Origin of the sequence: Skermanella rosea, assembly GCF_016806835.2 — a bacterium.
Taxonomy (GTDB): domain Bacteria; phylum Pseudomonadota; class Alphaproteobacteria; order Azospirillales; family Azospirillaceae; genus Skermanella; species Skermanella rosea.
In genome coordinates, this window is the sequence record NZ_CP086111.1 from 2,167,119 (window position 1) to 2,192,739 (window position 25,621).

The window sequence follows — 25,621 nt, forward strand, 5'->3', positions numbered from 1 at the left end:
GAAAACGAACATAATGCGCGTCCTGTGTTTTCGCAAACGAACATTCCCGAATGTCCTTTTTCTGACACGACGGAGTGCTAGCTTCCGTAGGTGAAGCATATCGGCGAGCGGGAGGTGGGGACGCGATGGCGCGTCGCTGGACATGGATTTTGCTGGCATTGATCGCCGTGCTCGGGACCGGGGTGCTGGGCCTGCCGTCCCTGGTCGAATGGCAGGGCGAGCGGATGCTCCGCGACTCCGGCTGGCCGGGCGCTCGGGTCGACGTCGTGCGGATGGACCTGTCCGGCACCGACATCGACATCTGGAACGACTCGGCGAGGGAGCGGCGGATCGGTCGGATCGAGCTGGCCTATTCCTTCGCCGCGGGGATCGGCGGCCGGCTGGACCTGGACATGCCGCTGTCCGGGCTGATGCCGGACGGGATCGAGGCGAAGGATGCCGCCTTGCGTACCTCCGGGACGATCCGGTCGGAGGACGGCCGGTGGAGTTATGTCCCCGACGGGTGCGTCACGTTGACCGCCGCCGGGGCCGCCGCCGGGCCGGTGAAGGTGAGCGAACCGAAATCGCTGTGCCTGCAAGCCGTGCCCGGCAAGGGCTTCCTCGACTACAGCCTGGCCGAGGGCACGACGCTGGCGTTCGCGGTCAAGCCAGCGCCGCTCAGGCTGACCGTGCGGGGAATGCCGGTGGCCGGACGGTTTCCCGCCATGGTGGTCGATGCGGCCCTGGCGGCGACCGGGGCTCCCACGGGGCTTGACGTCGCATGGCGGCAGGGAACGATCTCGCTTCCCCGGCAGGCCGTCGTGGGCGAGGGCCTGTCCGGCACGGCGAGTTTCGATCCGGCGAAAGGACGGCCCCTGACGGCCGATTACGCCATCGCGACGATTCGCCATGACCGGCCGGAGCCGTTGGTGGCGCCGCTTCGGGCAAAGGGCCACGCGGAGGGGGACCCCCTTGCAGCGGTGCGCTTCGATACGCGGCTGGAGGATGCGGCCGGCACGGTCGCCGTCGCCATCTCTGGCGAGCAGGACATGGCTGCCGGGGCGGGGTCGGCCGAGGTTAGGATGCCGCCCGTCCGCTTTCCGCCCGATAGCCCGGGCCTCACCGGCCTGTTCCCCCTCCTGGGCGAGTGGGTCGATAGCGCAACCGGCACCTTCGGCGTGGACGGAAGCTTCGCCTGGGGGGAGGGGAGCGGCAAGGGGAGCGCATCGATCCTGATCGAGGACGCGGCGATCGTGGCCGGCGGCGTCACGGCGCAGGGCATCAACGCGGTCCTGACCGCGGACAGCCTGGCCCCGCTCCGCCTGCCGCCGGGGCAGATCCTGTCGGTCGCGCTGATGGATGTCGGCCTGCCCCTGACGAACGCCGTCGTCGATTTCGGGATCGCGGCGGACAGGCTATCCGTCGCGCGGGCCGAATGGCAGTGGGCCGGCGGGTTCGTGAGGGCCGTTCCGTTCGATGTCGGGCCCGGCGATTTCGAACCGGGAGGCGAGGAGCGGACGATCGAGCTGGAAGCGACGGGAATCGACCTTCAGAAGCTCCTGTCGGTCGCGGCGGTCGACGGACTGTCGGCCACGGGAACCCTGGGCGGGCGCCTGCCTGTCCGGATCGGCCCAGACTCCGTGACCGTCGCGGACGGCAAGCTGGAAACCACGGGGCCGGGCACCATTCGGTACGATCCGGAGGCGCCCCCGTCCTTCCTGGAGGGCGATCCCGGCAGCAGCACGGACATGCTGCTCCAGGCGCTGACCGACTTCCGGTACGAATCGATCGAGTTGGAGGTCAACGGGACGGCGGGCGGCGAGATGGCGATCGGTTTCGCGATCCGCGGATCAAATCCCGATTTCTATGATGGATATCCGGTGGCGCTTAACCTTAATGTCGACGGCGCGCTCGACACGATCCTGCGGCGCGGCATCACAACCTACCGGATTCCGGAAGCGGTACGCGACCGGATCCAGGAATTCCAGGCCCAGGACAAATGACGCACATCCCGATCGCGCGCCGGCGCCTGCTTCTCGGAACGGCGCTGGCCGGCCTCGCCCCGGTGCTGGCGGCCTGCAGCCCGACGGTCAAGGTCGAGGCTCCCGACAAGCCGATCGAGATCAACCTGAACATCCGCATCGAACAGGAAGTCCGGATCAAGGTCGAGCGTGACCTGGAGCAGGTGTTCGCCGACGATCCCGAGCTCTTCGGGTTGCCGTCCGGCAGCGCGCCCCGGAGCGGCGGACAAGGTGCCGGCGAAAAGGGAGGCGGTACGCCATGAGACGTTTGTTGATCGTAGCCGCGCTGGCCCTGTGGGCCGGGGCCGCGGCTCCGGCGGTGGCGCAGGCTCCCCTGGACCAAGCCAAGCAGGCGGGACTGGTCGGCGAGCGGCCCGACGGGCTGATAGGCTTCGTCGCCGGAACCGTTCCCGCCGACATCCGCGCCCTGGTGGACCGGATCAATGCCCAGCGGCTCGACCGGTATGCCCAGGTGGCCCGGACCAACGGGGCGTCGGTCGAGAGCGTGCAGGCCGTGGCCGGCCGCCAGCTGATCGAGCGGACGCCCGGCGGGCAGTACGTCATGACGGCGTCGGGCGACTGGCGGCGCAAATAGGATCAATCCGCCGCGGTTGTTTTTCTACCCTGCGGCACGATCCCGTGCTACGATTTAGGGGTATGTGAACTTCGGCCGCCAGGATACCGTCCCGGCGGCCGAAGACAGGGCTCCAGAGAAGACAGGGCTCCAGAAAGGAGTTTCGGCCATGGTGACGATATCCAGCTTCCTGTCCGCCTATTCGACGACGAGTGCGGCCAGCACGGCCAGGACATCGGCCGCGACGACCGACTCGGCCGCCACCCCGGCGGCTTCGGAGAAGGCGTCGCCGACGACCCGGTCCAGCGGTGCCGCGGGGGCGATCAAGCTGGAGTTCGACCAGGCCAAGCCGCGTACCGCCGACAGCCTGCGGGATCAGCTGCGGACCAAGCTGAACGACGTGCTGGGCGGAATCTACAAGGACAAGGACCAGCGCGCGAAGGCGACGGAGGAGTCGCTGAAATCCCTGTCGTCGCAGATCGACAAGGCGGCGTCATCCAAGGACGTGAAGGGCGTCGAGATCCGGGTCGGCTCGGTCAGCACCAACTATGGATCCTCTTCCAGCGTGCGCTCGATCGGCGTCGAGGTCGGACTCGTGCGGGACAAGAAGGTTTCGTCATCCGACACGACCGTGCTCGACTATCAGGGGAAGACGGTCGGGTTGTCGGCGAAGGAGGTCGCTTCCGGACTGGCCAACGCATCCTATTCGACCACGGGCCGGCTGCCGGCCGATGCGTCCAGCGCCGGGTCGGCCGCCTTGGAGAAGGCCCGGACGGCGTTGTCCAAAGTGCAGCAGACCTCCGACGCCCTGAAGGCTTTCCGCAACGGCGACAGCGGCCCCCTGGACGAGTTGCGGGCGCAGATGCAGGGCGGCAAATCCTCCGCTTCGGCGGCGAGCCAGTCGTCTCCCTCCGATCCCACGGCGGCGTTGATGAGCAGGGACCCGAAGGTCCGCCAGCAGATGCTGTCCCAGATGATGGCCAACCATTACGGCCAGTTCGTCCGCTGACCGGCGGACCGGTGATCCTTCATCCAGGGCTTGGTTATTCCCGGCGGGACGGCTAAGTGTCGCCGTCTCGACGGACGACCGCGACTGGGGAAGAGACCATGACCGCCTTGATCATGCCGCACCACGGCAAGTCACCTGCAATCCATGAAAGCGCCTTCATCGCGGATACCGCGGTGGTCATCGGCGACGTCGAGATCGGCGAGGATTCCGGGATCTGGTTCGGCTGCGTGGTCCGGGGCGACGTCAACGTCGTCCGGATCGGTGCGCGCACCAACATCCAGGACGGCGTGGTGATCCATGTCGCCTCGAAGGGGCAGGGGACCTATATCGGCGACGACATCACCATCGGCCATATGGCCCTGCTGCACGCCTGCACGCTGGAGAGCGGCTGCTTCGTCGGCATGAGGGCCTGCCTGATGGACGGCTCCTATGTGGAGACCGGCGGCATGGTGGCCGCCGGCGCCCTGCTGACCCCGGGCAAGCGGGTCCGCAAGGGGGAGCTTTGGGCGGGAACGCCCGCGCGCTTCATGCGCGAGGTCACCCCCGAGGAGATCGACTTCTTCCCGAGGTCGGCCCGTCAGTACGTGGACTTGGCGGCGAGCTACCGGCGGCCCTGACGGCCGGAAGGCGGCGGGGCAATCGGTGCGCCCGCGCCGCCCGGCCCCTTCCTCAGGTGATCCTGACCGCGACGTAGGAACCCGGCGCATCCTCGATCACCGGCAGCCCGCCGGTCCCGGGGATGCGGGCCTCCACCTTGCCGCCGCCATGCTTGGACAGCCAGCGCTGCCATTCCGGCCACCAGGAACCCGGGTTCTGCTTGGCGGTCGCCAGCCAGTCGTCCGGAGCCTTGGGCAGCTTGGCGTTGGTCCAGTAGCAGTATTTCTCCGCCGCTGGCGGGTTGACCACGCCCGCGATGTGGCCCGACGCCGACAGGACGAACCTGACCGGGCCGGAGAAGATCTGCGTCCCGGCATAGGTCGATTTCCAAGGCGCGATATGGTCCTCGCGGGTCGACAGCATGAAGACGGGCGTCCTGATCTTCCGCAGGTCGATCGGCTCGCCCTTCAGGCTGATGCCGCCCGGCTGGATCAGCAGGTTCTTCTGGTACATGTTGCGCAGGTAGAAGCTGTGCATCCGCGCCGGCATGCGGGTCGAATCCGAGTTCCAGTACAGCAGGTCGAACGGGAACGGGTCCTTGCCCAGCAGGTAGTTGTTGACCACGAACGACCAGATCAGGTCGTTGGCGCGCAGCATGTTGAAGCTGGTCGCCATGGTGCTGCCGTCCAGGTAGCCCTTCTCGTTCATCTTCTCCTCGAGCATCTGGAGCTGCTCTTCGTCGATGAACACGGACAGCTCGCCGGCCTCGGAGAAGTCGGTCATGGTCGTGAAGAAGGTGGCACTGGTGATCCGCTCGTCGCCCTTCGCCGCCATATAGGCCAGGGTTGACGCGAGCAGGGTGCCGCCCAGGCAGTATCCGATGGCGTTGACCTCCGCCTCGCCGGTCGCGAGCTGGATCTGGTCGAGTGCTGCCAGCGGCCCCTCGACCATGTAGTCCTCGAAGCTCTTGGCGGCCAGTTCCTCGTCGGGGTTGACCCAGGACACCATGAAGACGGTGATCCCCTGGTCGACCGCCCACTTGATGAACGAGTTCTTCGCCCGCAGGTCGAGGATGTAGTACTTGTTGATCCACGGCGGCACGATCAGCAGCGGACGCCGCAGCACCTGCTCCGTCGTCGGGCTGTACTGGATCAGCTGCATCAGGTCGTTCTGGTAGACGACCTTGCCCGGGGTCGAGGCGATGTTCCTGCCGACCTGGAAGGCGTCGTAGTCGGTCATCCGGATGCTGAGCTGGCCCTTGCCGCGCTCTAGGTCGTCCAGCAGGTGCTCCAGGCCCTTGACCAGGTTCTCGCCGCCGGACTCCATGGTGGCGCGAAGCACCTCCGGGTTGGTCATGACGAAGTTGCTGGGCGCCATCGCGTCGACGAACTGGCGGGTGTAGAAATCGACCTTCATGGCCGTCTTGTCGTCCAGACCGTCGACGCCGCGGACGCTCGACTGCATGAAGCGGGCGGTCAGCAGGTAGGACTGCTTGATGAAGTCGAACAGCGTGTTCTCGTCCCAGGCGCTGTCCTTGAACCGGCGGTCGTCCTTGGCCGGCAGGATGACCGGATCGGCCTCCTGGCCGAGGAAGCGCTGGGTGGTGCGCTGCCACAGGGTCATGTAGTCCTGCCACAGCGACATCTGGGCCTGCATCAGCTTGACCGGGTCGGCCATCAACCGCGTGGTCATCTCGATGAAGGCATGGCCGATGTTCAGCGGATCGGTCGACGGGGCATGGTTCCCGTCATGAACCTGCCGGGCCAGGAACTCGGATACCAGATGCTGGCTGTGCTCGGCGATGCGGGCCATCGCCCGGCTCAGTTCGACGGGATCGGGGAACTTCACGTCGGAGCCTTGCGTTTCGGCTCCATGCGTTTCGGCCATGTTTTTCGGTCCTCTGCGACTCTACTATGATCTTGCGGTCGGCCGCTGCTCTCTGTGGAAATGCCGAACGCGGAATGCCGGGCTTGCTGGAACGCGCACTTTGATACAACATCGGCGTAATTTTTTCAGCGCCGTGATACTGCGGCGTATGGTTCCGGCGCATTTCGTCCGCGCCCAAACGACGCACCGGGGGGCGCCGAAACCTCCGCCGTGGGAGACTATGACGGCAATGGGTGACAGAAAATATAAAATGGCGACGCAATGACCGGCCCAAGCCCGAACCAGCATCCGCATTCCCGCCCGCGCCGGGCGGCCGCCTGGCGTCTCCTGGCCGCCGCGGCCCTGCTGGCCGGCACGGCGGGATGCGCCGACAGTCCCGTGCTCGACCTGCTGGGCGGCGGCGCCGGCCTGCCGCCCGAGGGGGCGGAACAGGGGCTGATCCGGCGCGCCACCGACGAGGACAAGACCTGGCCGAACCTCGCCAGCGTGCCGCCGCGGCCGACCGCCTTCAGCAAGCCGGCGGAGCGACAGGCCCTGCTGGACAGGCTGAAGGTCGAGAGGGGCGAGGATCTGGCCTCCGGCGCAGACCTGGATGCTCGGGCGCCGGTCGCCCCGGCGCGCCAGGCGCCGCCGACGCTTCCCCCCATGGGGGGCGAGGTTCCGCCGCCGGTCAGCGCCATCCAGATCCCGCAGGCCCCGCCCGCGGCCCCGTGAGCTTCCGCCCGGGGCTTCGGCGGGGCAGGCACGCGCCCCGTATCTTTTGGGGTGAAGCCGCCGCCGAAAAATCTCGATTCCGGAGCGTCGGGGCGGTACATACTGGCTCCCCGCTCCGGTCCGGCTGAAATGCCGCGGCCGGATGGGGCGGCGCGCATTTTTCAGGCGCCCGTATCTCCAGGTTTTCGGGGCACCCATGACGGATAGCGAATTCCACCGGATCAAGAGATTACCGCCGTATGTGTTCGCGGAAGTGAACGCCATGAAGGCGCGAGCCCGAGCCGCAGGCGAGGACATCATCGATTTCGGCATGGGCAATCCGGATCTGCCGACCCCGCCGCACATCGTGGAGAAGCTGATCGAGGCGGTCCAAGACCCGAAGACCCACCGCTATTCCAATTCGCGGGGCATCCCCGGCCTGCGGCGGGCGATCTGCTCCTACTACAAGAAGCGCTTCAACGTGACGCTCGACCCGGAGAGCGAGGCGATCGTCACGATCGGATCCAAGGAAGGGCTGGCCAACCTGGCGCAGGCGATCACCAGCCCGGGCGACATCATGCTGGTGCCCAATCCCAGCTACCCGATCCATCCCTTCGGCTTCATCCTGGCCGGCGCCGCGATCCGCCACCTGCCGATCGGGCAGGGCTACAGCTTCATGGAGTCGCTGGAGCGCGCGGTGAAGCACAGCGTGCCCAAGCCGCTGGCGGTCGTGCTGAACTATCCGTCGAACCCGACGGCCGAGGTCGTCGATCTCGACTTCTACCGGCCGATCGTCGAGTTCTGCCTGAAGCACGGCATCTATATCCTGTCCGATCTGGCCTATTCCGAGATCTATTTCGACGACGTGCCGCCGCCGTCGATCCTGGAGATCCCGGAAGCGCGGGAGATCGCGGTCGAGTTCACGTCGATGAGCAAGACCTATTCCATGCCGGGCTGGCGAATCGGCTTCGCGACCGGCAACAAGAAGCTGATCACCGCCCTGGCGCGCATCAAGTCCTACCTGGACTACGGCGCCTTCACCCCGATCCAGGTCGCCGCCGCCGCGGCGCTCAACGGTCCGCAGGACTGCGTCGCCGAGGCTCGGGCGATCTACAAGGCGCGCCGCGACGTCCTGATCGAGGGGCTGGCGGCGGCGGGGTGGCAGGTGCCCAGCCCGCCGGCCAGCATGTTCGCCTGGGCGCCGATCCCGGCCCAGTTCGCCCACCTGGGCAGCCTGGAGTTCAGCAAGCTGCTGCTCCAGGAGGCCAAGGTCGCCGTGGCGCCCGGCATCGGCTTCGGCGAGTACGGCGACGGCCATGTCCGCCTGGCGCTGGTCGAGAACCAGCACCGCATCCGGCAGGCCTGCCGCAACATCCGCCTGTTCTTCCAGGAAGCCGGGATCGCGCCGCAGGGTACCGCGCGCCGCCCCCCGGTTCCCGCCGGCGCCAAGCAGCGGGCCGCGTCGTGATCGCCCCGCTGAAGATCGGGGTCGCCGGCCTCGGGACCGTCGGCGGCGGCGTCCTGAAGCTGCTGGACGGCCATGCCGACCTGCTGGCCGGGCGGAGCGGCCGGCGCATGATCGTCACCGCGGTCAGCGCGCGGACCCGCGGCCGTGACCGCGGCGTGGACCTCAGCGGCGCCCGCTGGTACGAGGACGCGACGGCGCTGGCCGCCGATCCCGACGTCGACGTCGTGGTCGAACTGATCGGCGGGTCCGAGGGAGTCGCCCGCGAACTGTGCGAGACCGCTCTGTCCCGCGGCAAGCACGTGGTCACCGCCAACAAGGCGCTGCTGGCGCTCCACGGCACCGGCCTGGCCCGGCTGGCCGAGGAGAACGGGGTGGCGCTCGCCTTCGAGGCGGCGGTGGCCGGCGGCATCCCGGTGATCAAGGGACTCCGCGAGGGGCTGGCGGCCAACGGGATCAAGGAAGTCCACGGCATCCTGAACGGCACCTGCAACTACATCCTGACCGAGATGCGAGAGACCGGGCGCGAGTTCGGCGACGTGCTCGCCGAGGCGCAGAAGCTGGGCTATGCCGAGGCGGACCCGAGCTTCGACATCGACGGCGTGGACGCCGCCCACAAGCTGGCGATCCTGACCTCCGTCGCGTTCGGCTGCGCGGTCGATTTCGAATCCGTCCATATCGAAGGCATCCGGCACATCTCCGCGCTGGACATCGACTATGCCCGGGAACTGGGATACCGGATCAAGCTGCTGGGCATCGCCCGGCGCTACAACGGAAACGTCGAGCAGCGGGTCCATCCGGCCATGGTGCCGGTCGATTCGCCGATCGCGTCGGTCGACGGCGTGTTCAACGCGGTGGTGGCGGACGGGGATTTCGTCGAGAAGGTCACCTTCGTCGGCCGCGGTGCTGGCGCCGGCCCGACAGCGTCGGCGGTCGTCGCCGACCTCGTGGACGTGGCGCGGGGCCGGATCTCCCCGGCGTTCGGCGTCCCGTCCGATCGGCTTGAAAGCGTCCGAGCCGCCCCGCCCGAGGAACGCCGAGGAGCGTACTACCTGCGCCTCATGGTGGTCGACCGCCCCGGCGTGATAGCAGAGGTGGCGGCGGCGTTGCGCGACGAGAATGTTTCCATGGAATCGTTCCTGCAGCGCGGCCGTGCGCCGGGAGAAGCGGTTCCCGTCGTGTTGACTACACACGATACCGACGAGGCGTCCATGCAGCGGGCGCTGGAGTCGCTGTCGCGGTTGGAAGCGGTGCTGGAAGCGCCGCGGATGATTCGCATCGAGCAGTTCTGAGCCAGGTCCGACGGGTCGGAGGCCCCGAAAACAGGGCTCCGGCGGAAATTCAATCGACTGAGGAAATTGGGGAAGAACCCCAGGGGGAAAACGATGGTAGAGCAAGCAGCGCGTCAGATGGACCGCAACCTGGCCCTCGAGGTCGTACGCGTCACCGAGGCGGCCGCCCTGTCGGCATCGCTGCTGATCGGCCGCGGCGACGAGAAGCTGGCCGACCAGGCGGCTGTGGATGCGATGCGCCAGGCGCTGAACAGCCTGGCGATCGACGGCACCGTCGTGATCGGCGAGGGCGAGCGGGACGAGGCGCCGATGCTCTATATCGGCGAGAAGGTCGGCACCGGCGGCCCGAAGGTCGATATCGCCCTCGACCCGCTGGAGGGCACCACCATCACCGCGACGGGCGGCCCGAACGCGCTCGCCGTGGTCGCGATGGCGGAGGAGGGCGGCTTCCTGAACGCGCCCGACGTCTACATGGACAAGATCGCGGTCGGCGGCAACCTGCCCGAAAATGTCGTGGACCTGGACGAGACGGTCGCCAATAACCTGAAGAACCTGGCCAAGGCCAAGGGCGCCGAAGTCTCCGAGCTGCTGGTCTGCATCCTGGACCGGCCGCGCCACTCCGAGCTGATCGCCAAGGTCCGCGAGGCCGGCGCCCGAATCATGCTGATCTCCGACGGCGACGTGTCCGGCGTGATCGCGACCTCCCAGCCGGAAAGCGGCGTGGACATGTACATGGGCAGCGGCGGCGCGCCGGAAGGCGTCCTGGCGGCGGCGGCCCTGCGCTGCATCGGCGGCCAGTTCCAGGGCCGGCTGCTGTTCCGCAACGACGACGAGAAGGCCCGGGCGGCGCGCTGGGGCGTCACCGACCTGACCCGCAAGTACGAGCTGAACGACCTGGCCAGCGGCAACGTGATGTTCGCCGCCACCGGCGTCACCACCGGCACCATGCTGCGGGGCGTTCGCCGTTTCGCCGGCGGGGCCGTGACCCACTCGATCGTCATGCGCTCGAAGAGCGGCACCGTCCGCATCGTCGAGGCGCACCACAACTTCCGCCGCAAGACCGGCTTCGGTCCCGCGGATAAGTGAGTTCGCAACACGCCTTCCTGAACGTTACCCGCTCGCTCGGCGGCCGGCGCTGGATCGCCCGGCCGTCCGACGAGCGGACCGCCCTGGCGCTCGCCCAGAGCCACGGCCTGCCGGAACTGGTGGGCCGCGTCCTCTCGGCGCGCGGCGTCGATCTGCCCACGGCGGACAATTTCCTGTCGCCGACGCTCAAGGCGTTGCTGCCCGACCCCAGCCACCTGAAGGACATGGACGCCGCGGCCGACCGCATCGCGCGCGCGATCCGGTCCGGCGAACGGGTGGCGGTGTTCGGCGACTATGATGTGGACGGCGCCACCTCCTCGGCACTGCTGCGCCGTTTCTTCCGCGCGGCGGGGGCGGACCTCTCCGTCTATATTCCGGACCGGATCGCCGAAGGCTACGGCCCCAACGCGCCGGCGCTGATCCGCCTGAAGGAAAAGGGCATCAGCCTGGTGGTCACGGTCGATTGCGGCGTTACCGCCTTCGATCCGCTGGCCGCCGCCGCCGCCGCGGGGCTCGACGTGGTCGTGGTCGACCACCACGCCGCGGAGCCGCGCCTGCCGCAGGCGGTCGCGGTGGTGAACCCCAACCGGGTGGATGACGCCTCGCCGCACAAGACCCTTGCGGCGGTCGGCGTCACCTTCCTGCTGGTCGTGGCGCTCAACCGCGTGCTGCGGGATGCCGGCTGGTGGTCGGCGGGCCGGCCGCAGCCGGACTTGCTGGGCTGGCTCGACATCGTTGCCCTGGGCACGGTATGCGACGTGGTCCCGCTGGTCGGCCTCAACCGCGCCCTGGTGAGCCAAGGGCTCAGGGTGATGGCGCGGCGGTCCAACCCGGGCATCACCGCCTTGTCCGACCTGTGCAAGCTGGCGGAGAAGCCGGACGCCTGGCATGCCGGCTATATCCTGGGGCCGCGGGTGAACGCCGGCGGGCGGGTCGGCGCGTCCGACCTGGGTGCCCGGCTGCTCTCGACCGACGATCCGGCCGAGGCCGCCGACCTGGCGCGCATCCTCGACCAGCACAATACCGAGCGCCGCGCCATCGAGGCGGCGGTGGTCGAGGAGGCCATGGTCCAGGTCGAGGCGGCGCTGGAGGACCTGGGCGGGCTGGTCTTCGCGGTCGGCGAAGGCTGGCATCCGGGGGTGATCGGCATCGTCGCCGCCCGCCTGAAGGAGCGCTACAACCGCGCGGCCTGCGTCGTGGCGCTCGACAAGGGCATCGGAAAGGCGTCCGGCCGGTCGGTCCGCGGGGTCGACCTGGGGGCGGCGGTGATCGCCGCGCGCCATGCCGGCCTGCTGATCGCCGGCGGCGGCCACCGCATGGCGGCGGGCTTCACCGCGGCTGCCGAGCGGCTGCCGGAGCTGAAGCAATTCCTGTCCGACCGCATCGCCGCCCAGCAGGAGGGCGGACCGCTGGCCCCGACCCTGGAGCTGGACGGCGTGCTGTCGGTGGGGGGCGCCACGCCCGACCTGGTCGGTACGCTGGCCAAGCTGGGGCCGTTCGGCACCGGCAATTCTGAGCCCCGCTTCGCGCTGGCCGACGCCCGGATCGCCCATGCCAGCGTGGTCGGCGAGAACCATGTCCGCTGCATCCTGACCAGCGGAGGCGGCGAGCGCCTGAAGGCCATCGCGTTCCGCGCGCTCGACAGCGACCTGGGCAAGGGCCTGCTGAAGAGCGGCGGCGCGCCGCTTCATGTCGCCGGTCATCTGCGCCCCGACAACTGGCAGGGACGCAACGAGGTCCAGCTGATGATCGAGGACGCCGCCCCGGTCTGGGGAGGGAACTGAACCCTTGCCGGGGCGGAGAAATTTCCCACAGAAACTTCGCCGCCCCAGCAAAATCCGCCTTGATTTACCCCCGTCGCCCGGCTATCCATCCACTCACTTCAGCGCCTCGTCCCCTTCGTCTAGAGGCCTAGGACACCGCCCTTTCACGGCGGCGACACGGGTTCGAATCCCGTAGGGGACGCCAGCACTTTTCGATGACTTAGCTGGCCGCGCACTCTTCTGAACAAGCTTTGTCGGGTATTTTGTCGGTAACCCGCCCGCGAATGGTGCTTTGCACGGCCTTGGATCGGCTTGCATTGGTTTGGACTCCAATTCTCAATCCGGGCTGTTTCTCGACGTCTTGGCCGATTCGCGGCTGATGAGCAGCTTGCCGGCCAGCTTCTTCACGACAGGGTCTTTCCCTTCTCTCATCATGGAGAAGAAAGTGCCTCGGCTGATCGAGTGAGAGCTGGCTCAGGAAATCTGGACAGCGGGATAAGTGGAGTTTCTGCCTGAAGGCGGCCGGTATGTGTGCCGCACAGGAGAGAGCATGACGAGAAGACCCCGCCGGAACCACACACCGGCTTTCAAGGCGAAGGTGGCTTTGGCTGCCGTCAAGGGCGAGAATACGCTGGCCGAGTTGGCTCGGCAGTTCGACATTCATCCCAACCAGATCACCCAGTGGAAGGCGCAGTTGCTCGACGGGGCGGCCGGGGTGTTCGGATCGGACAGCTGCGGCGAAAGCCAGCGTCCGGAGGTCGATCTGACGGTGCTACATGCCAAGATCGGAGAGCTGACGCTGGAGAACGATTTTTTGGCCGGCGCGCTCGGCAAAGCGGGCAGGCCTTGCGCAAAGCGACGATCGACCGCTCCCATGATCTGCCGATCACGCGGCAGGCCAAGGTGCTCAACGTCAGCCGGGGCAGTGTTTACTACCTGTCGAGGCTGGCCTCGGCCGCCGATCTCGCCCTGATTCGCCGGATAGATGAACTGCATCTTGATTTCCCCTTCGCAGGCAGCCGCATGCTGCGCGACCTGCTGATCGCCGAGGGCTTTCGGACCGGCCGCTGGCATGTCGCGACGCTGATGAAGCGGATAAGCACCCAGGCCCTCTACCGTAAGCCCAACAGTTCGAAGCCAGCACCGGGCCACAGGATCTATCCGTATCTCCTGCGCAATCTGCCGGTCACCCGTGCCAACCAGGTCTGGGCCATGGACCTGACCTACGTTCGCATGGCGCGTGGCTTCGTCTGCCTCGCCGCCGTGATCGACTGGTTCAGCAGGCGCGTCCTGTCCTGGGGGTTCTCGATCACGATGGAGGCCGGGTTCTGCGTTGAGGCGGTCGAGGAAGCTTTGGCCCGCCATGGCAAGCCGGAGATCTTCAACAACGATCAGGGCAGCCAGTTTACCAGCGCCGCGTTCACCGGCCTGCTGACCGACAACGCCATCGCCATCAGAATGGACGGCAGGGGGCATTGCGCGACAACGTGTTTGTGGAGCGGCTCTGGCGCTCCGCCAAATATGAGGAAACATACCTCAAGGCCTACGATACGGTAGCCGAGGCGCGGAAATCGCTCGCCAGTTACTTCGGCTTTTACAACTCCCGCAGACCTCATTCGAGCCTTGACCGGCAAACACCCGATCAGGCCTACTTCACCCCGCTTCCGCAGGTCGCGGCAGCCTGAACCCCGCAGGCGCTTCACTTGTCCGCTGAAAATGCTGTTCAAATAAATGGAGCCACCTCATTAATTCCGGAAACAGGTGCGCTGGCAAGCGCGCCGGGGCAATCATTTGGGCTGATTTGTGAAGGGTGGATTGGCGTTATTGACTGAAGCGGTGCCTGCTTTCTCTTCTACAATGCTTGCCTGAGAACCTTCTTGTTTGGGCATCACATTAGGTGGCGCTCCAAAGCCGCCTCCCTGAAGCTGGATTCCTGATCGCTCGCTGACATGGTTGTTTGCTCCAACACTAGCACTTACAACCTGAGAAGGCGAAAGCTTAGGTTTCTCGAGTTCCGCATCGCTAATGGTGTAAATATATAGAACATAGACCAAAAAGAACGCAAACGATATAATTAGAATGAATAGGCCGGTTATTGAAGATTTTAGGGACACTTTTCCTTGCTCGAGTGCTATGTTGCTATCTTGAGAAAATGAATCTTTCCCATTTAATGCTAATCGATAGGAGGCCATTAGTTGGAGTGCAGCCAGCATGACACCCGATATAGTTATCGAAACCACCATCCACAGAGTAACGCCTTCGGCATAATACTGCCTTTCAAATTTCGTTTTGCGGATTTTGTAATCGTTGAGCGCGCTTTCATTAAATACCACTGAAATACAAAGATTAGAGAATTCGTATATAATATCTTTCGACATTGTCTGATAACCAGCTAGCTTCATGTAATTGCTCATGCACGAATTCATCGATAGTTTGTCAAGATCATTTTCTGCTGACGTGGCAATCGGTGTTTGTGTCTGGTTGTTGGTCAAGCTGTGATGTGAGAAAAAGATGCCGGCTATAAATCCGAAAAGTACTGCTGTGAGTAGAGTTGTAACTAGTAAGAATAAAATTTTCAGGACATAATTTGATTGCCCGGCATCAATTTCGCGAATAAGTTGGTTGCGTTTCACTGGGTAAATCCATATATCGGTCCTTTGAAAGAGTTGCAATAGCAACTAACTCCAGGAGAAACCGGAGTTGACGGAATATAACAAGTTCCGAACGGAGTTGCACACATAACTAAATTCATTTGCGGTGGGGGAGGTGTCTGCGCCGGCACGAATGGAGCTTGATTTGGGAAGGAAGGAAGCGGAGCGGGTGGTGCCTGAGATGGGCAATCTGTGCTTTGGGTTCCATCAGGGTATGTAGTAGTTTTGCATCCACTCTGAGCATAGGAGGGATAAGCTCCTGGTATAATTTGGATTAGTGCTGATACCAACAGAACATACTTCATGGAAGAGCTCCTCCAGAACTTGTTTAGCCGCATCATACTCGTCTGATACATTCATTTACATGAACTTCGCATTGGTATCAATATTCCATTAAGTGTTATGCCACATTCGGTGGTTCTGGGCTAATTTATAGTTGGCTCATGAAACTATTCAGATCTTGGAACCACTGTCGCTCATTGTAACTTCCGGCCTTGTCGTTTGGCGTAACCGACACATCAGCGATAGGTACCTAAATTCCGGCTGGGCTGCTTTATTCAGAGTGCAAGAGGGTGTTGAGGTGAAGGCTAGCCAAATTCGAGCGATGTGATGGCGTGAGGCGTGAGGCTGATCGCTTGTTGATCTGGAAGGGGGCGCAGCGGGATCCAGGAAGACGCGCGATGGCGGACAAACCCCACCCAACGGATCTGACGGATCAGCAATGTGAACTGATCCGGCTGTTGCTTGAGCACAGCCATGGACGGCGTGGCCAGCGGCACTACAGTCTACGGCGGGTCGTCGATGGGTGCTTCTATGTTCTGCGGGGCGGTATCCCCTAGCGCATGATGCTTCACGATCTGCCGCCGTGGGAGGATGTCTACTATCATCTGCGCACTTGGCGCCGGAAGGGGACCTGGGAGCGGGTCAACCAAGTCTGCGTGAGTGTCATCGGGTCGCCAAGGGACGCAAACCCCAACCTGCCGCGGGGCGATCGACAGCCAGTCGGTCAAGACCATCGAAGCCGGTGGTCCGCGCGGCTATCGCGGCGGCAAGAAGGTGACCGGTCGAAAGCACCATGTGCTGGTCGATACCGAGGGCACCTTGCTGAAGGCCAAGATCCACCCGGGAGAGTGTCAGGAATTTCGTGTGAGGGCGGGCGGTTTCGCATGATCAGGCGAATGCCTTTGTGAAGCGCTCACCGAAGAGGACGGCGAACTGAGCCTTTGCCATGGCCCATTCGCGTGCCGGCATGGTCCACTGTTTCTCGGTCCTGTGCAAGACCAGGAAGATCAGCTTCAGGGCGGCATCGTCAGTCGGGAAGTGGCCTCGGGCGCGAACGGCCCGGCGGAGCTTGGCATTCAAGGATTCGATGGCGTTGGTGGTGTACAGGATGCGCCGGACCTCGGCCGGGAAGGCGTAGAACGGCACCACCTCGTTCCAGGCGCGGCGCCAGCACGGGCCGATGGCCGGATACTTGCGTCCCCAGGCGCTGTCCTCGAAGGCTTCCAGCGCGGCCTCGGCGGCCGTGGCGTCGATCGCCCGGTAGATGTCCTTCAGGGCGGCTGCGACGGCCCGGCGGTCCTTCCAGGAGACGAACTCCAGGCTGTTGCGCAGCAGGTGCACGATGCAGGTCTGGACCATGGCCTGCGGGAACACCGCCTGGATGGCGTCGGGAAAGCCCTTCAGCCCGTCGACCACGGCGATCAGGATGTCCTCCACGCCGCGGTTGCGCAGCTCGTTCAGGACACGCAGCCAGAACTTGGCGCCCTCGTTCTGCTCCAGCCACAGGCCGAGGATCTCCTTGGTGCCGTCGGCCCGCACACCGAGGGCCACGTGGACGGCCTTGTTGCGGACCAGTCCCTCGTCGCGGACCTTGACCCGCAGGGCGTCGAAGAACACTAGCGGGTAGACCGGCTCCAGCGGCCGGGCCTGCCAGGTGGCGATCTCGTCCAGCACGGCGTCGGTCACGGCGCTGATCAGGTCGGGCGAGACCTCCACGCCGTAGAGTTCGCGCAGGTGCCCGACGATCTCCCGGACGCTCATGCCGCGGGCATACATCGATACGATCTTGTCGTCGAAGCCCGGAAAGCGCCGCTGGTACTTGGCGATGAGCTGCGGATCGAAGGTCGCCCGCCGATCGCGCGGGATCTCCAGTTCCAGCTTGCCGGTGTCGGTCAGCACCGTCTTGCGGCCGTAGCCGTTCCGGCCGTTGCCGGCCTCGTCCTCGCCGGCGAGATGATGGTCCATCTCGGCATTCAGCGCCCGCTCGGCAAGTGCCTTCTTCAGGCCGTCCAGAAGGCCGTTCGGATCGAACGCGCTCTTCGCGTCGGACCCGGCAAGAAGTTGGTCGAGCAGGGCGTCAGGGATGACGGGTGGTTTGCGACGAGCCATGCGGGATCTCCTTTTCTCCCAGTATGCCCGCCCTCACACGAAATTCCTGACACTCTCTCCACCCGGTCGATATCCATGACGAGTCGGGCGACATGCTTCTGCTCACCCGCCTGCACGTCCTGCTCCCCACCATCGTGCTGTTCTGGGCCGACAGCAGCTATCAAGGCCTGAATAGCTGGATCCAGGAAAACCTTGGATGGACCCTGACGATTGCCAGGCATTGGTGGACCGGTGTCCGGGGGTTCTGGTGTGCCCCCGGTCAGGAGCCCCCGACCATTCCCGCCGCCTTCCATGTCTTACCGCGCCGGTGGCGATGGGTCGTTGAAAGATCGCTGACCTGGTTCTGCCGCAACTACCGTCTGGCCAAGGACTATGAACGACTACCGGAAACCGGCGAGATGTTCTTCTACATGGCCTTGAGCCGCATCCTGAACATACGGCTGGAAAAACACCTGGAACTGACAACGTAATTTTCGGCCATGATTTAGCAAACCTTCACCTCAACACCTTCTCATTCCTGAACTCATTCCCGAAAAGTTTGTTTTTGTTGGGTATTCTGCCGGCTATGGGGTTTGTGGTCGCGGCGATCGGCTTTGGTTGGAAATGATCAATCCGCTGTTTCCAAAGGAGATAAACGTATCCGGTTTGTACTGTTTTGGACTTTTTCGCGACCCTATCGCGGCTGCGACACGGGTTCTAATCCCGTAGGGGACGCCACTCAAAGTAGTGGTTACGATCGCGGAAAAGCGTGGCTTGCCCAGGCAGCGTCGCCGATCGGCCGGCGGATCGAATGGCCGGGACAATCCTCCGGACTTCCCCCGCGACGCAGTAGACGCCGCCTGCCGAGCGCGCCGTGATCTTTACAAGAGATGGCAGGCTTCAGGACAGCCTAAGGGTCAATGCCCGCACCGCGGTGGCTGCACGACCGTACGGTGATCCAAAGATAGAATATCCCTGAATGGTGCTTCCGTTACACTGATTGAAACGACAGTGTTCATGGAGGCTGCCATGCGCTTGTTTTCTCTTTTCGTCCTTTTGACTCTCGCCATGAGCATTGCGTCTGAAAGCGCACATGCCTGTCCCAAGGGCTATCGGCCCTGCGGGAACTATTGCTGTGGCCAGTGACGGGGCTGGTTCCACCATGGCGATGACGCGATCGACCCTGTTGAAACTGGTGGCCGCCGGCCTCGCGATTGGCGTTCCGACGGTCGGGTTCTTCTTCGCTTCGGCGCAAACCCGGCCGGCCAACGCGATGCGGGAGTCCATCCAGGAACTGGGCTTCTACCCCGTCGTTCCGCCGACGACGCTGGTGGGACCCGGCTCGGTGTATCATGTCACTCGGGACGGACGATTCTACAGGACCATCTGCCGGGCGGATGAAACCGACGTCAGCAAAGTCCTCGTCCGATCGCCCAGCGAGGAAATGATCGCCCACGAACTCCAGCAAGGTGAATACAAGGCAGGTGGGCAAGTCGCCGATTTCCTGAACGCCAAGCTGGGCCGAAACGTCGTCGAGACGGTCACTTACAAGTTATCCGACGTGGCCATGCTGGAGATTCCGCTCGACAAGAACGAGGAGATTTTCGTCAAGCTGACCGCCGAGCCGGGCTGCAAGGCCTGGGTGGACCGCCTGCTCAGCGAGAACGAATTCGTCTGCCAGGGGCAGTCGGTCCTGATCGCGAGCGTCCAGTACAACCTGAAGACTCGCACCGGAGGCGACATCCGGACCGAGGTCAGCGTGCCCGAGATGTCGGAGATGACGTCGAAGCTGGCGGAGGCGGTCGTCGAGGCGCCGAAGGCCTTGGTGAACGCCGATCTGCAGATCCAGGGAGGCAAGATCGTCACCGGTTCCGGATTGAGCTACGGCGTCAAGGTCAACCCTGTCTGCGCCACCCGTCCCGACGACTGGTACCCGCGGCGCATTCCGTGGTCGCTTTATGAGCAGGCGAAGAACTTCGTGTTCATCGACCTGCTGGGGGGATAACGGCCGACCTGTTTCACGAGTGGACGACCGCCCCGGGTTTGCCGAAGGTCCTGGTCCTTGGGACGGTGCATGGCTCCTGACGCGTTCGGCTGTTCTTTGAAGCTTACGCGGTCGTCCGGTTCGGCAAGGCCAGATCCTGCGCTTCGTGCAGTCGTTGGTAAAGGCCGCCGGCCCGGATCAGGCTTTCGTGTGCCCCCTCCGCCGCGATCCCGCCGCCGTTGATGACGACGATCCGGTCGGCGTCGCGGATCGTGGCCAGACGATGGGCGATGATCAGCGAGGTGCGGCCGCGGGCCAGTTCCTGCAGGGATGCCTGGATCGCCCGCTCGGTCTCGGTATCCAGGGCGGAGGTCGCCTCGTCCAGGATCAGGATCGGGGGATTCTTCAGGAAGATGCGGGCGATCGCGACGCGCTGCTTCTGTCCGCCCGAAAGCTTCACGCCACGCTCGCCCACGATCGTGTCCAGGCCGTCGGGGCAGTCGGCGAGCAATCCGTCCAGCCGGGCGCGATGGGCGGCCTCCAGGATCTCGCTTTCCGTCGCGTCCAGCCTGCCATAGGCGATGTTGTCGCGCAGGGTGCCGGCGAACAGGAAGACGTCCTGCTGCACGATGCCGATCTGCTGGCGCAGGGACGCCAGAGTCAGGTCGCGGATATCGTGGCCGTCGATCGTGATCCGCCCCCTGTCGACCTCGTAGAAGCGCGGCAGGAGCGACAGCAGGGTGCTCTTGCCCGCCCCGGAAGGTCCGACGAACGCGACGGTTTCGCCGGCGCGGACCGACAGCGAAACGCCGTCGAGGACCGGCCGGGCCGGATCATAGCCGAAGCGCACGCCCTCGAAGGCGACGGCTCCCTTGAACGCCGGTGCCGCGACGGCGCCGGGACGGTCGGTGATCTCGGGTTCGGTGGCCAGGAACTCCTGGTAGCGGCGGAACCCGGCTATTCCCTTGGGATAGTTCTCGATCACCGCCGCGATCCGCTCCAGCGGCTGGTAGAAGACGTTGATCAGCAGCAGGAAGCCCACGAACTCGCCGATGCTCAGGCTCCCGGCATGGACGAACCAAGTCCCGGCTACCAGCACGACGACCTGGACCAGCCGCATGCCCAGGTAGTTCAGTCCCAGGCTATAGGCCATGATACGGTAGCCGTTGAGCTTGGCTTGCCTGTACTGGCCGTTGTCCTTGGCGAACATGGCCCGTTCGTGGGCCTCGTTGGCGAACGCGCGGACGACCCGCGCTCCGCCGACGACCTCCTCGATCCTGGCGTTGAACGCGCCGACGCGGTCGAACTGGGCATGCCAGTTGGCCGTCATGTCCCGTCCGAACCGCAGCACGATTACCATGACCACCGGCACGATCAGGAGCGTGATCAGCGCCAGCTGCACATGCACCGACATCATCAGCGCCAGGGCGCCGAGGAAGGTCATCACGGCGATGAACAGGTCCTCCGGCCCGTGGTGGGCCAGTTCGCCGATCTCCTCCAGATCCTTGGTGAGGCGGGCTACGAGGTGCCCGGTCTTGTTCTGGTCGAAGAATCGCAGCGGCAGCCGTTGCAGGTGGTCGAAGGCGCGGCGGCGCATCTCGGTCTCGATGCTGATGCCCAGCACGTGGCCCCAGTAGGTCACGACGGCGATCAGGCCCGTGTTCACCAGGTAGACCGCCAGCAGGCCGACGCTCGCCAGCAGGATCAGCTCCCAGTCGCCCTTGGGCAGCAGGTGGTCCACATAAGCCGTCACCGCGAAGGGAAAGCCCAGGGAGAGCAGGCCGGACAGGATCGCCCCGCCGAAATCCACCAGGAACAGCCGGCGGTGCGGGCCGTAATAACTAAAGAAGTCCTTCAACACCATGGGCCCCAAGAATTCTGCCGGACAACGGCCACGAACATGGCAGCCGCGGCATGCGGCTCCGATCCTAAGACGTTCGACGCGTCGGAACCTTCTAAAACGACCCGGCTCCGGCCTGCGCAGTCGGCTCAATCCCGTTCGGCGCGGGAGATCGTGTCGAGGAAGTGGCCCATCGCCAGCTTCATGTCGTTGAAGACGGTACCCTGGGAAATGCCGAGATGGTCGGCGATCTTCGGATAGGACCAGCCCTCGACCCGATTGAGGACCCACACCTTGCGAGCCCGCTCCGGAAGCGTCGCGAGTGCGCCCTTGAAGTTGTTCAGGCGCTCCCGGTGGAGCAGATGGTCCTCGGCCGAGGGGGTTTCGGAGGCGATCTCCAGCGCATCGAACGTTTCGGGCGGACAGATCTCGAACCGCTCCCGCGTCTTTCGCCGTCTCAAGTGATCGAGCGCCAAGTTCTGGACCGTACGATGCAGGAACGCGCCAACATTGTCGATCGACCCGCTCTCCGCCGCCTTGTGGGCCCGCAGATAGCTTTCCTGAAGCACGTCCTCGGCCGTGTGGAGATTTCGCACGACCCTCATGGCGCGCCCGAGGAGGGAATGGCGATGATCGAGATAGATGGCGTTCAAACTTGCGGGCATGGTCAGCCTTATCATGCGTTGCAGGCGCACCTTTCGCGTCGCGGCGGGAGATTTGCCTGCCTGTCCCGGGACTGTTCGTTCCCGGGGGCCTGTGGGATCGTTGCCGCGAAGCCTTGCCAGAATTACCGACCCTCTGCAACTGATAATTATTCGCATTATCAGGGCGGGCGAGCCCGCAGCCTCCGTGCAGAAATCTCCTCCGCATAATGTGTTGTGCATCCCCAGGGACGTCTAAGCTATATACATACCCGGAAATGGAACGGTGGATGACCCGAGTGGAGCAGAGAGAAGCGGACCGTCCGGGTAGTGCCGGAAACTACCGTCACCCCGATTCGATCACCGACGCGGCACTTTCCTGGTTCGTGGCGCTTCAGGACGGAACCGCCGATCCGGAGACCCTGGCGGCCTATGATGAATGGCGCCGCAGCGATCCCCGTCATGGTCCCGCCTTCGACTTCGTCGCGGGCGTCGGTGGAATGCCGGAACTGCGCTCCGCGACACTTGCCAGTCCCGAGGCGTCCGCGCTCCGGACCCGTCCGGCCCGGAAGCCGTCGCGAAGCCTGTGGTGGGCCTCGCTCGCGGCGGCGTCGGTGATCCTGGCGGCCGGCTTCCACCGGCTGCCCGCCATGATGCTGCGATGGAACGCCGACTACCTGACTGATGCCGGCGACCGGCGGGAGGTTGCTCTGCCCGACGGTTCGCGCCTCCTGCTCGACTCCGCTTCCGCCGTGGCGCTCGATTTCGGCGAGGGACGGCGAAACGTCCGCCTGTTGCAGGGGGACGCGTTCTTCGACGTAGTCCCCGACCGGGCGAGGCCGTTTCGCGTGACCGGCAGTTTCAGCACCGTCGAGGTCACCGGAACCGCCTTCGCCGTTCATTCCGACGGGGTGGAGGATGCGATCTTCCTGGAGAAGGGCCGGATCGCCGTCGGCGGGCCGGGCGGTGCCGGGCTGCCCCTGATTCTCGAGCCCGGCGAAAGGGTGACGGCCACGGAAGGCGGGCTGTCCGCCGCCGTCCGGATGGATCCGGCCGTGGCGCTCGCTTGGCGCGAGGGCCGCTATGTTTTCCACGAGCAACCGCTCGGCGAGGTGATCGACAACCTGCGCCGCTACTACGCGGGAACGATCCTGGTGCTCGCCCCCCGGATCGACGAAGAACTGGTGAGCGGGAATTACCGGCTGGACGACCCGGTCGGCGTGCTCCGGTCGCTCGCCGGGGTCGCGGGCGCGAGCCTGACCGTCCTGCCCGGAGGGGTCGTCATCCTCGCCTGATCTTTTTTTGTGAGACCCGCCCGCTCCGGACGTCTGGCTGGATGGGGAGGCGCACAGCCGCGTGCGACCGCTCCCCGACGCCAGCATAAGACGGGAGTTGCAGGGAATGGATTGCCGGACGGGTGTAGCACCTGAAGTTTCGACGCGCGTAAGTGAGAAGGCCGCCCGGCATCTGATCCTGGCCCTGATGGCATCGACGGCCCTGGGTTGTGCCCTGACGATCCCCTCGGCCGCCTCGGCCCAGCAGCAGGCGCCGGCCGGCACCGCGGTCGGCCCCGTCGACTTCGCGATCCCGGCGCAGCCGCTCCAGGCGGCGCTGGACAGCTTCATCCGCCAGACCGGCTGGCAGGTCGGTTATCCCAGCGCCCTGGCTGCCGGCCGCACGTCCCGGCCCGTCGTCGGCGCCATGCCGCCCGCCCAGGCCCTGGAAACGCTGCTGGCCGGGACGGGAGTGGGGTTCCGAATGGCCGGATCGGCGACAGCCTCCCTGGTCTCGACGCAGGCACCGGCCCAGGCGAGTGCGGAAGGGGCGGCGATACCGGCGGGAGCCTTGATGCTCGACCCGGTCACCGTCTCCGGTTCAACCGGCGGCTGGGGAGTCGGCCGGACTACGATCACCGCGCAGGACCTGGAGCGGAGGAATCCCACGAGCCTCCAGCAGGTTTTCGCCGGGGAACCCGGCATCCGGGTCGGCAGTTCCGTGCCGATGTCCCAGAAGGTCTATGTCAACGGCGTCGAGGAGACCAACCTCGCCGTCAGCATCGACGGCAGCCGCCAGAACAACAAGGTGTTCCACCACAACGGCACGACCCTGATCGACCCAAGCTTCCTGAAGGTCGTCCGGGTCGACGCGGGCGTGGCGCCGGCCGATGCGGGGCCCGGTGCGCTGGCGGGGGCCATCGCCTATGAGACGAAGGACGCGCGCGACTTCCTGTCCGAGGATGGTGTCGGGGCCTTTGTCAAGTCGACTCTCAACACCAACGGGCCGGTCCTGACGACCAACCTGGCCGGTTACGGGATGCAACAGGGGCTGGAAGCCCTCGGATACGTCAACTACGGCAAGGGCGGCAGGTTCAAGGCGGGCAACGGCGACGAGGTGGCCGGCACCGGGACCGACATCGTGAGCGGGCTCGGCAAGGCCGCCATCGAGACCGACGGCGGCAACCGGTTCCAGATCAGCTACGAGCGGGTCTACGACGATGCCGCCCGGCCGTTCCGGGCCAATGTCGGCGGTATCGCGGGGCGCCCGCCCTGGGAACCGAAGGTTCGCGACTATACCCTCGATCGGCAGAATACGGTCTTCACATATACCACCACCCAGCCGACGGACCTCTGGGATCCGAAAGTGGTGATGGCCTATGGCCGCACCGACGTGGAAACGCCGATCTTCCTGCGTCCGGTGCCGCCAAGCACCGTTCCCGGCAGCTTCCCCGGCAAGGGAAAGACGGACTCGCTCAACGGCAAGGTCGAGAACCGGTTCTCCTTCGGCTTCGGATCGATCACGGCCGGCACGGACTTCTACCGGGACGAGGGCACCTACGGGGACGAGACCTTCTCCGCCACCGAGAAGGCGAACAATTTCGGCCTCTACGCCCAGGCCCGGGTCGAGCCGTGGGAGCGCCTGCGCCTGTCCTTCGGCCTGCGCGGCGACCGGCAGAAATTCGAGGGAACTACCGGGGAGGAGTGGACCAATTCCGGCATCAGCCACAACGCTTCGGGCGAATTCGACCTGATCCCCGAATTCCTGACCGCCAAGGCGGGATATTCCCACTCCTGGGCGGGCATCCCGCTGGCCGAGAACTTCATCATGAACAGTGCTTGGCGCTACGGCACCGGGCCTGAGCCGGCGACCGCGGACAACGTGACAGCCGGCCTGGAGGCCCGCTACCAGGGGTTCACGGTCGAAGGACGGGTCTTCCGGACCGATATCGACGACGCCCGGGCCGCGCGGTTCGCGGTTGCCAGCGCCACCCTCAGCCGCGACGTCGAGTCGAAGGGCTATGAGCTCGGGGCCGGCTATTCGTGGAACGAAGGCTATGTCCGTGCCAAGTTCGCCGACATCGACGTCACCATCGATGGCCAGCCCGCGGATTCGGACACCGGGACCTATCTCGCCACGCCGATGGGGCAGATCATCACCCTGGGCGGCGCCCAGTCCATCGCGACCTGGGACATGACCGTCGGCGCGGATATGGAGATCGTGCTGGACTACGACGAGGTCCAGGCCGGTCAGCGCCCGCTGGACGGCTACGAGGTGTTCAACGTCTTCGCGGAGTACCGGCCGGCCCAGTATTCGAACCTGAGCTTCCGGCTCGACGTCCGCAACCTCTTCGATGCCACCTACGCGGACCGGGCGACCTACGGGCAGGAATTCGGGACGGTCACGCCGCTCTACCAGCCGGGCCGGTCCTTCCTGATCAGCGCCTCGGCCAAGTTCTGACCCGCGGACGCCGGTACGGCCTTCTTGTATGCCA

At 65.2% G+C, this 25,621-nt stretch carries 21 protein-coding genes, 1 tRNA gene and 1 pseudogene; 17 read left to right on the forward strand and 6 right to left on the reverse strand.

The features are described from left to right. The first annotated feature begins 149 nt into the window (after nt 1–149). From JL101_RS09900 to JL101_RS09920, 5 genes are all read left to right on the forward strand, one after another. Nucleotides 150–1,982 (forward strand): intermembrane phospholipid transport protein YdbH family protein, encoded by a 1,833-nt coding sequence (locus tag JL101_RS09900; protein WP_203102570.1) that lies wholly within the window; start codon nt 150–152, stop codon nt 1,980–1,982. Further along, nucleotides 1,979–2,263 carry a YnbE family lipoprotein gene (locus JL101_RS09905; protein ID WP_203102572.1) on the forward strand — a complete coding sequence of 95 codons (285 nt, stop codon included), beginning with the start codon at nt 1,979–1,981 and terminating at the stop codon, nt 2,261–2,263. Before JL101_RS09900 ends, JL101_RS09905 begins: the two co-directional genes overlap by 4 nt. Further along, entirely contained in the window at nt 2,260–2,595 is a 336-nt protein-coding gene (locus JL101_RS09910; RefSeq protein WP_203102574.1) for a YdbL family protein, read from the forward strand. The genes JL101_RS09905 and JL101_RS09910 overlap by 4 nt, the downstream gene beginning before the upstream one ends. 148 nt (nt 2,596–2,743) lie before the next feature. After that, nucleotides 2,744–3,583 (forward strand): hypothetical protein, encoded by an 840-nt coding sequence (locus tag JL101_RS09915; protein ID WP_203102576.1) that lies wholly within the window; start codon nt 2,744–2,746, stop codon nt 3,581–3,583. Between the two features lie 98 nt (nt 3,584–3,681). Next, nucleotides 3,682–4,200, forward strand: a complete 519-nt coding sequence (locus tag JL101_RS09920) for a gamma carbonic anhydrase family protein (RefSeq protein ID WP_203102578.1) — start codon at nt 3,682–3,684, stop codon at nt 4,198–4,200. A gap of 52 nt (nt 4,201–4,252) precedes the next feature. Here JL101_RS09920 and JL101_RS09925 read toward each other — a convergent pair whose 3' ends face one another. Beyond that, complete coding sequence (locus JL101_RS09925) at nt 4,253–6,067, reverse strand: PHA/PHB synthase family protein (RefSeq protein ID WP_203102580.1); 1,815 nt, start codon at nt 6,065–6,067, stop codon at nt 4,253–4,255. A gap of 261 nt (nt 6,068–6,328) precedes the next feature. On the opposite strand from JL101_RS09925, the gene JL101_RS09930 reads away from it, so the two are divergent. The 7 genes and pseudogenes from JL101_RS09930 (at nt 6,329) to JL101_RS09960 (ending at nt 14,051) form a co-directional block, all read left to right on the forward strand. After that, nucleotides 6,329–6,781, forward strand: a complete 453-nt coding sequence (locus JL101_RS09930) for a hypothetical protein (RefSeq protein ID WP_203102582.1) — start codon at nt 6,329–6,331, stop codon at nt 6,779–6,781. 196 nt (nt 6,782–6,977) lie between these two features. Next, nucleotides 6,978–8,228 carry an LL-diaminopimelate aminotransferase gene (locus tag JL101_RS09935; RefSeq protein ID WP_203102584.1) on the forward strand — a complete coding sequence of 417 codons (1,251 nt, stop codon included), beginning with the start codon at nt 6,978–6,980 and terminating at the stop codon, nt 8,226–8,228. Beyond that, a complete protein-coding gene (locus JL101_RS09940) occupies nt 8,225–9,517 on the forward strand; it encodes a homoserine dehydrogenase (protein WP_203102585.1) in 1,293 nt (430 codons plus the stop codon). Before JL101_RS09935 ends, JL101_RS09940 begins: the two co-directional genes overlap by 4 nt. Before the next feature lie 117 nt (nt 9,518–9,634). Next, complete coding sequence (glpX, locus tag JL101_RS09945) at nt 9,635–10,603, forward strand: class II fructose-bisphosphatase (protein ID WP_203102607.1); 969 nt, start codon at nt 9,635–9,637, stop codon at nt 10,601–10,603. After that, a complete protein-coding gene (gene recJ, locus JL101_RS09950) occupies nt 10,600–12,387 on the forward strand; it encodes a single-stranded-DNA-specific exonuclease RecJ (RefSeq protein WP_203102592.1) in 1,788 nt (595 codons plus the stop codon). Before glpX ends, recJ begins: the two co-directional genes overlap by 4 nt. Before the next feature lie 108 nt (nt 12,388–12,495). Continuing rightward, nucleotides 12,496–12,571 (forward strand) — tRNA-Glu (locus JL101_RS09955). Between the two features lie 345 nt (nt 12,572–12,916). Beyond that, nucleotides 12,917–14,051: pseudogene (locus JL101_RS09960) on the forward strand (IS3 family transposase). A gap of 102 nt (nt 14,052–14,153) precedes the next feature. On the opposite strand, the gene JL101_RS09965 reads toward JL101_RS09960, so the two are convergent. Both JL101_RS09965 and JL101_RS09970 read right to left on the reverse strand, forming a co-directional pair. Continuing rightward, complete coding sequence (locus tag JL101_RS09965; protein ID WP_203102594.1) at nt 14,154–14,999, reverse strand: hypothetical protein; 846 nt, start codon at nt 14,997–14,999, stop codon at nt 14,154–14,156. A gap of 605 nt (nt 15,000–15,604) precedes the next feature. Further along, on the reverse strand, nt 15,605–15,775 hold the full coding sequence (locus JL101_RS09970) for a hypothetical protein (RefSeq protein WP_203102596.1): 171 nt from the start codon (nt 15,773–15,775) through the stop codon (nt 15,605–15,607). A gap of 184 nt (nt 15,776–15,959) precedes the next feature. Here JL101_RS09970 and JL101_RS09975 point away from each other — a divergent pair, with 184 nt between their 5' ends. Further along, nucleotides 15,960–16,187 carry a transposase gene (locus tag JL101_RS09975; RefSeq protein WP_407697420.1) on the forward strand — a complete coding sequence of 76 codons (228 nt, stop codon included), beginning with the start codon at nt 15,960–15,962 and terminating at the stop codon, nt 16,185–16,187. On the opposite strand, the gene JL101_RS09980 is transcribed toward JL101_RS09975, so the two are convergent. Next, nucleotides 16,188–17,408 carry an IS256 family transposase gene (locus tag JL101_RS09980; protein WP_203104651.1) on the reverse strand — a complete coding sequence of 407 codons (1,221 nt, stop codon included), beginning with the start codon at nt 17,406–17,408 and terminating at the stop codon, nt 16,188–16,190. A 92-nt stretch (nt 17,409–17,500) separates the two neighbouring features. On the opposite strand from JL101_RS09980, the gene JL101_RS09985 reads away from it, so the two are divergent. Next, entirely contained in the window at nt 17,501–17,878 is a 378-nt protein-coding gene (locus tag JL101_RS09985; protein WP_203104254.1) for a transposase, read from the forward strand. A 671-nt stretch (nt 17,879–18,549) separates the two neighbouring features. Continuing rightward, nucleotides 18,550–19,392: a hypothetical protein gene (locus JL101_RS09990; protein WP_203104252.1), complete on the forward strand. Its 843-nt coding sequence runs from the start codon at nt 18,550–18,552 to the stop codon at nt 19,390–19,392. 103 nt (nt 19,393–19,495) lie between these two features. Here the strand turns inward: JL101_RS09990 and JL101_RS09995 are convergent, their stop codons facing one another. Together JL101_RS09995 and JL101_RS10000 are read right to left on the reverse strand one after the other, a co-directional pair. After that, nucleotides 19,496–21,235: an ABC transporter ATP-binding protein gene (locus JL101_RS09995; RefSeq protein ID WP_203104250.1), complete on the reverse strand. Its 1,740-nt coding sequence runs from the start codon at nt 21,233–21,235 to the stop codon at nt 19,496–19,498. 125 nt (nt 21,236–21,360) lie between these two features. Then, nucleotides 21,361–21,876: an RNA polymerase sigma factor gene (locus JL101_RS10000; protein WP_203104248.1), complete on the reverse strand. Its 516-nt coding sequence runs from the start codon at nt 21,874–21,876 to the stop codon at nt 21,361–21,363. Between the two features lie 266 nt (nt 21,877–22,142). Here JL101_RS10000 and JL101_RS10005 point away from each other — a divergent pair, with 266 nt between their 5' ends. After that, a complete protein-coding gene (locus JL101_RS10005) occupies nt 22,143–23,147 on the forward strand; it encodes a FecR family protein (protein WP_211111320.1) in 1,005 nt (334 codons plus the stop codon). A gap of 187 nt (nt 23,148–23,334) precedes the next feature. Then, the gene (locus JL101_RS10010; RefSeq protein ID WP_203104242.1) at nt 23,335–25,587 is read left to right on the forward strand and encodes a TonB-dependent receptor; all 2,253 of its coding nucleotides are present in this window, start codon (nt 23,335–23,337) and stop codon (nt 25,585–25,587) included. Nucleotides 25,588–25,621 lie beyond the last annotated feature (34 nt).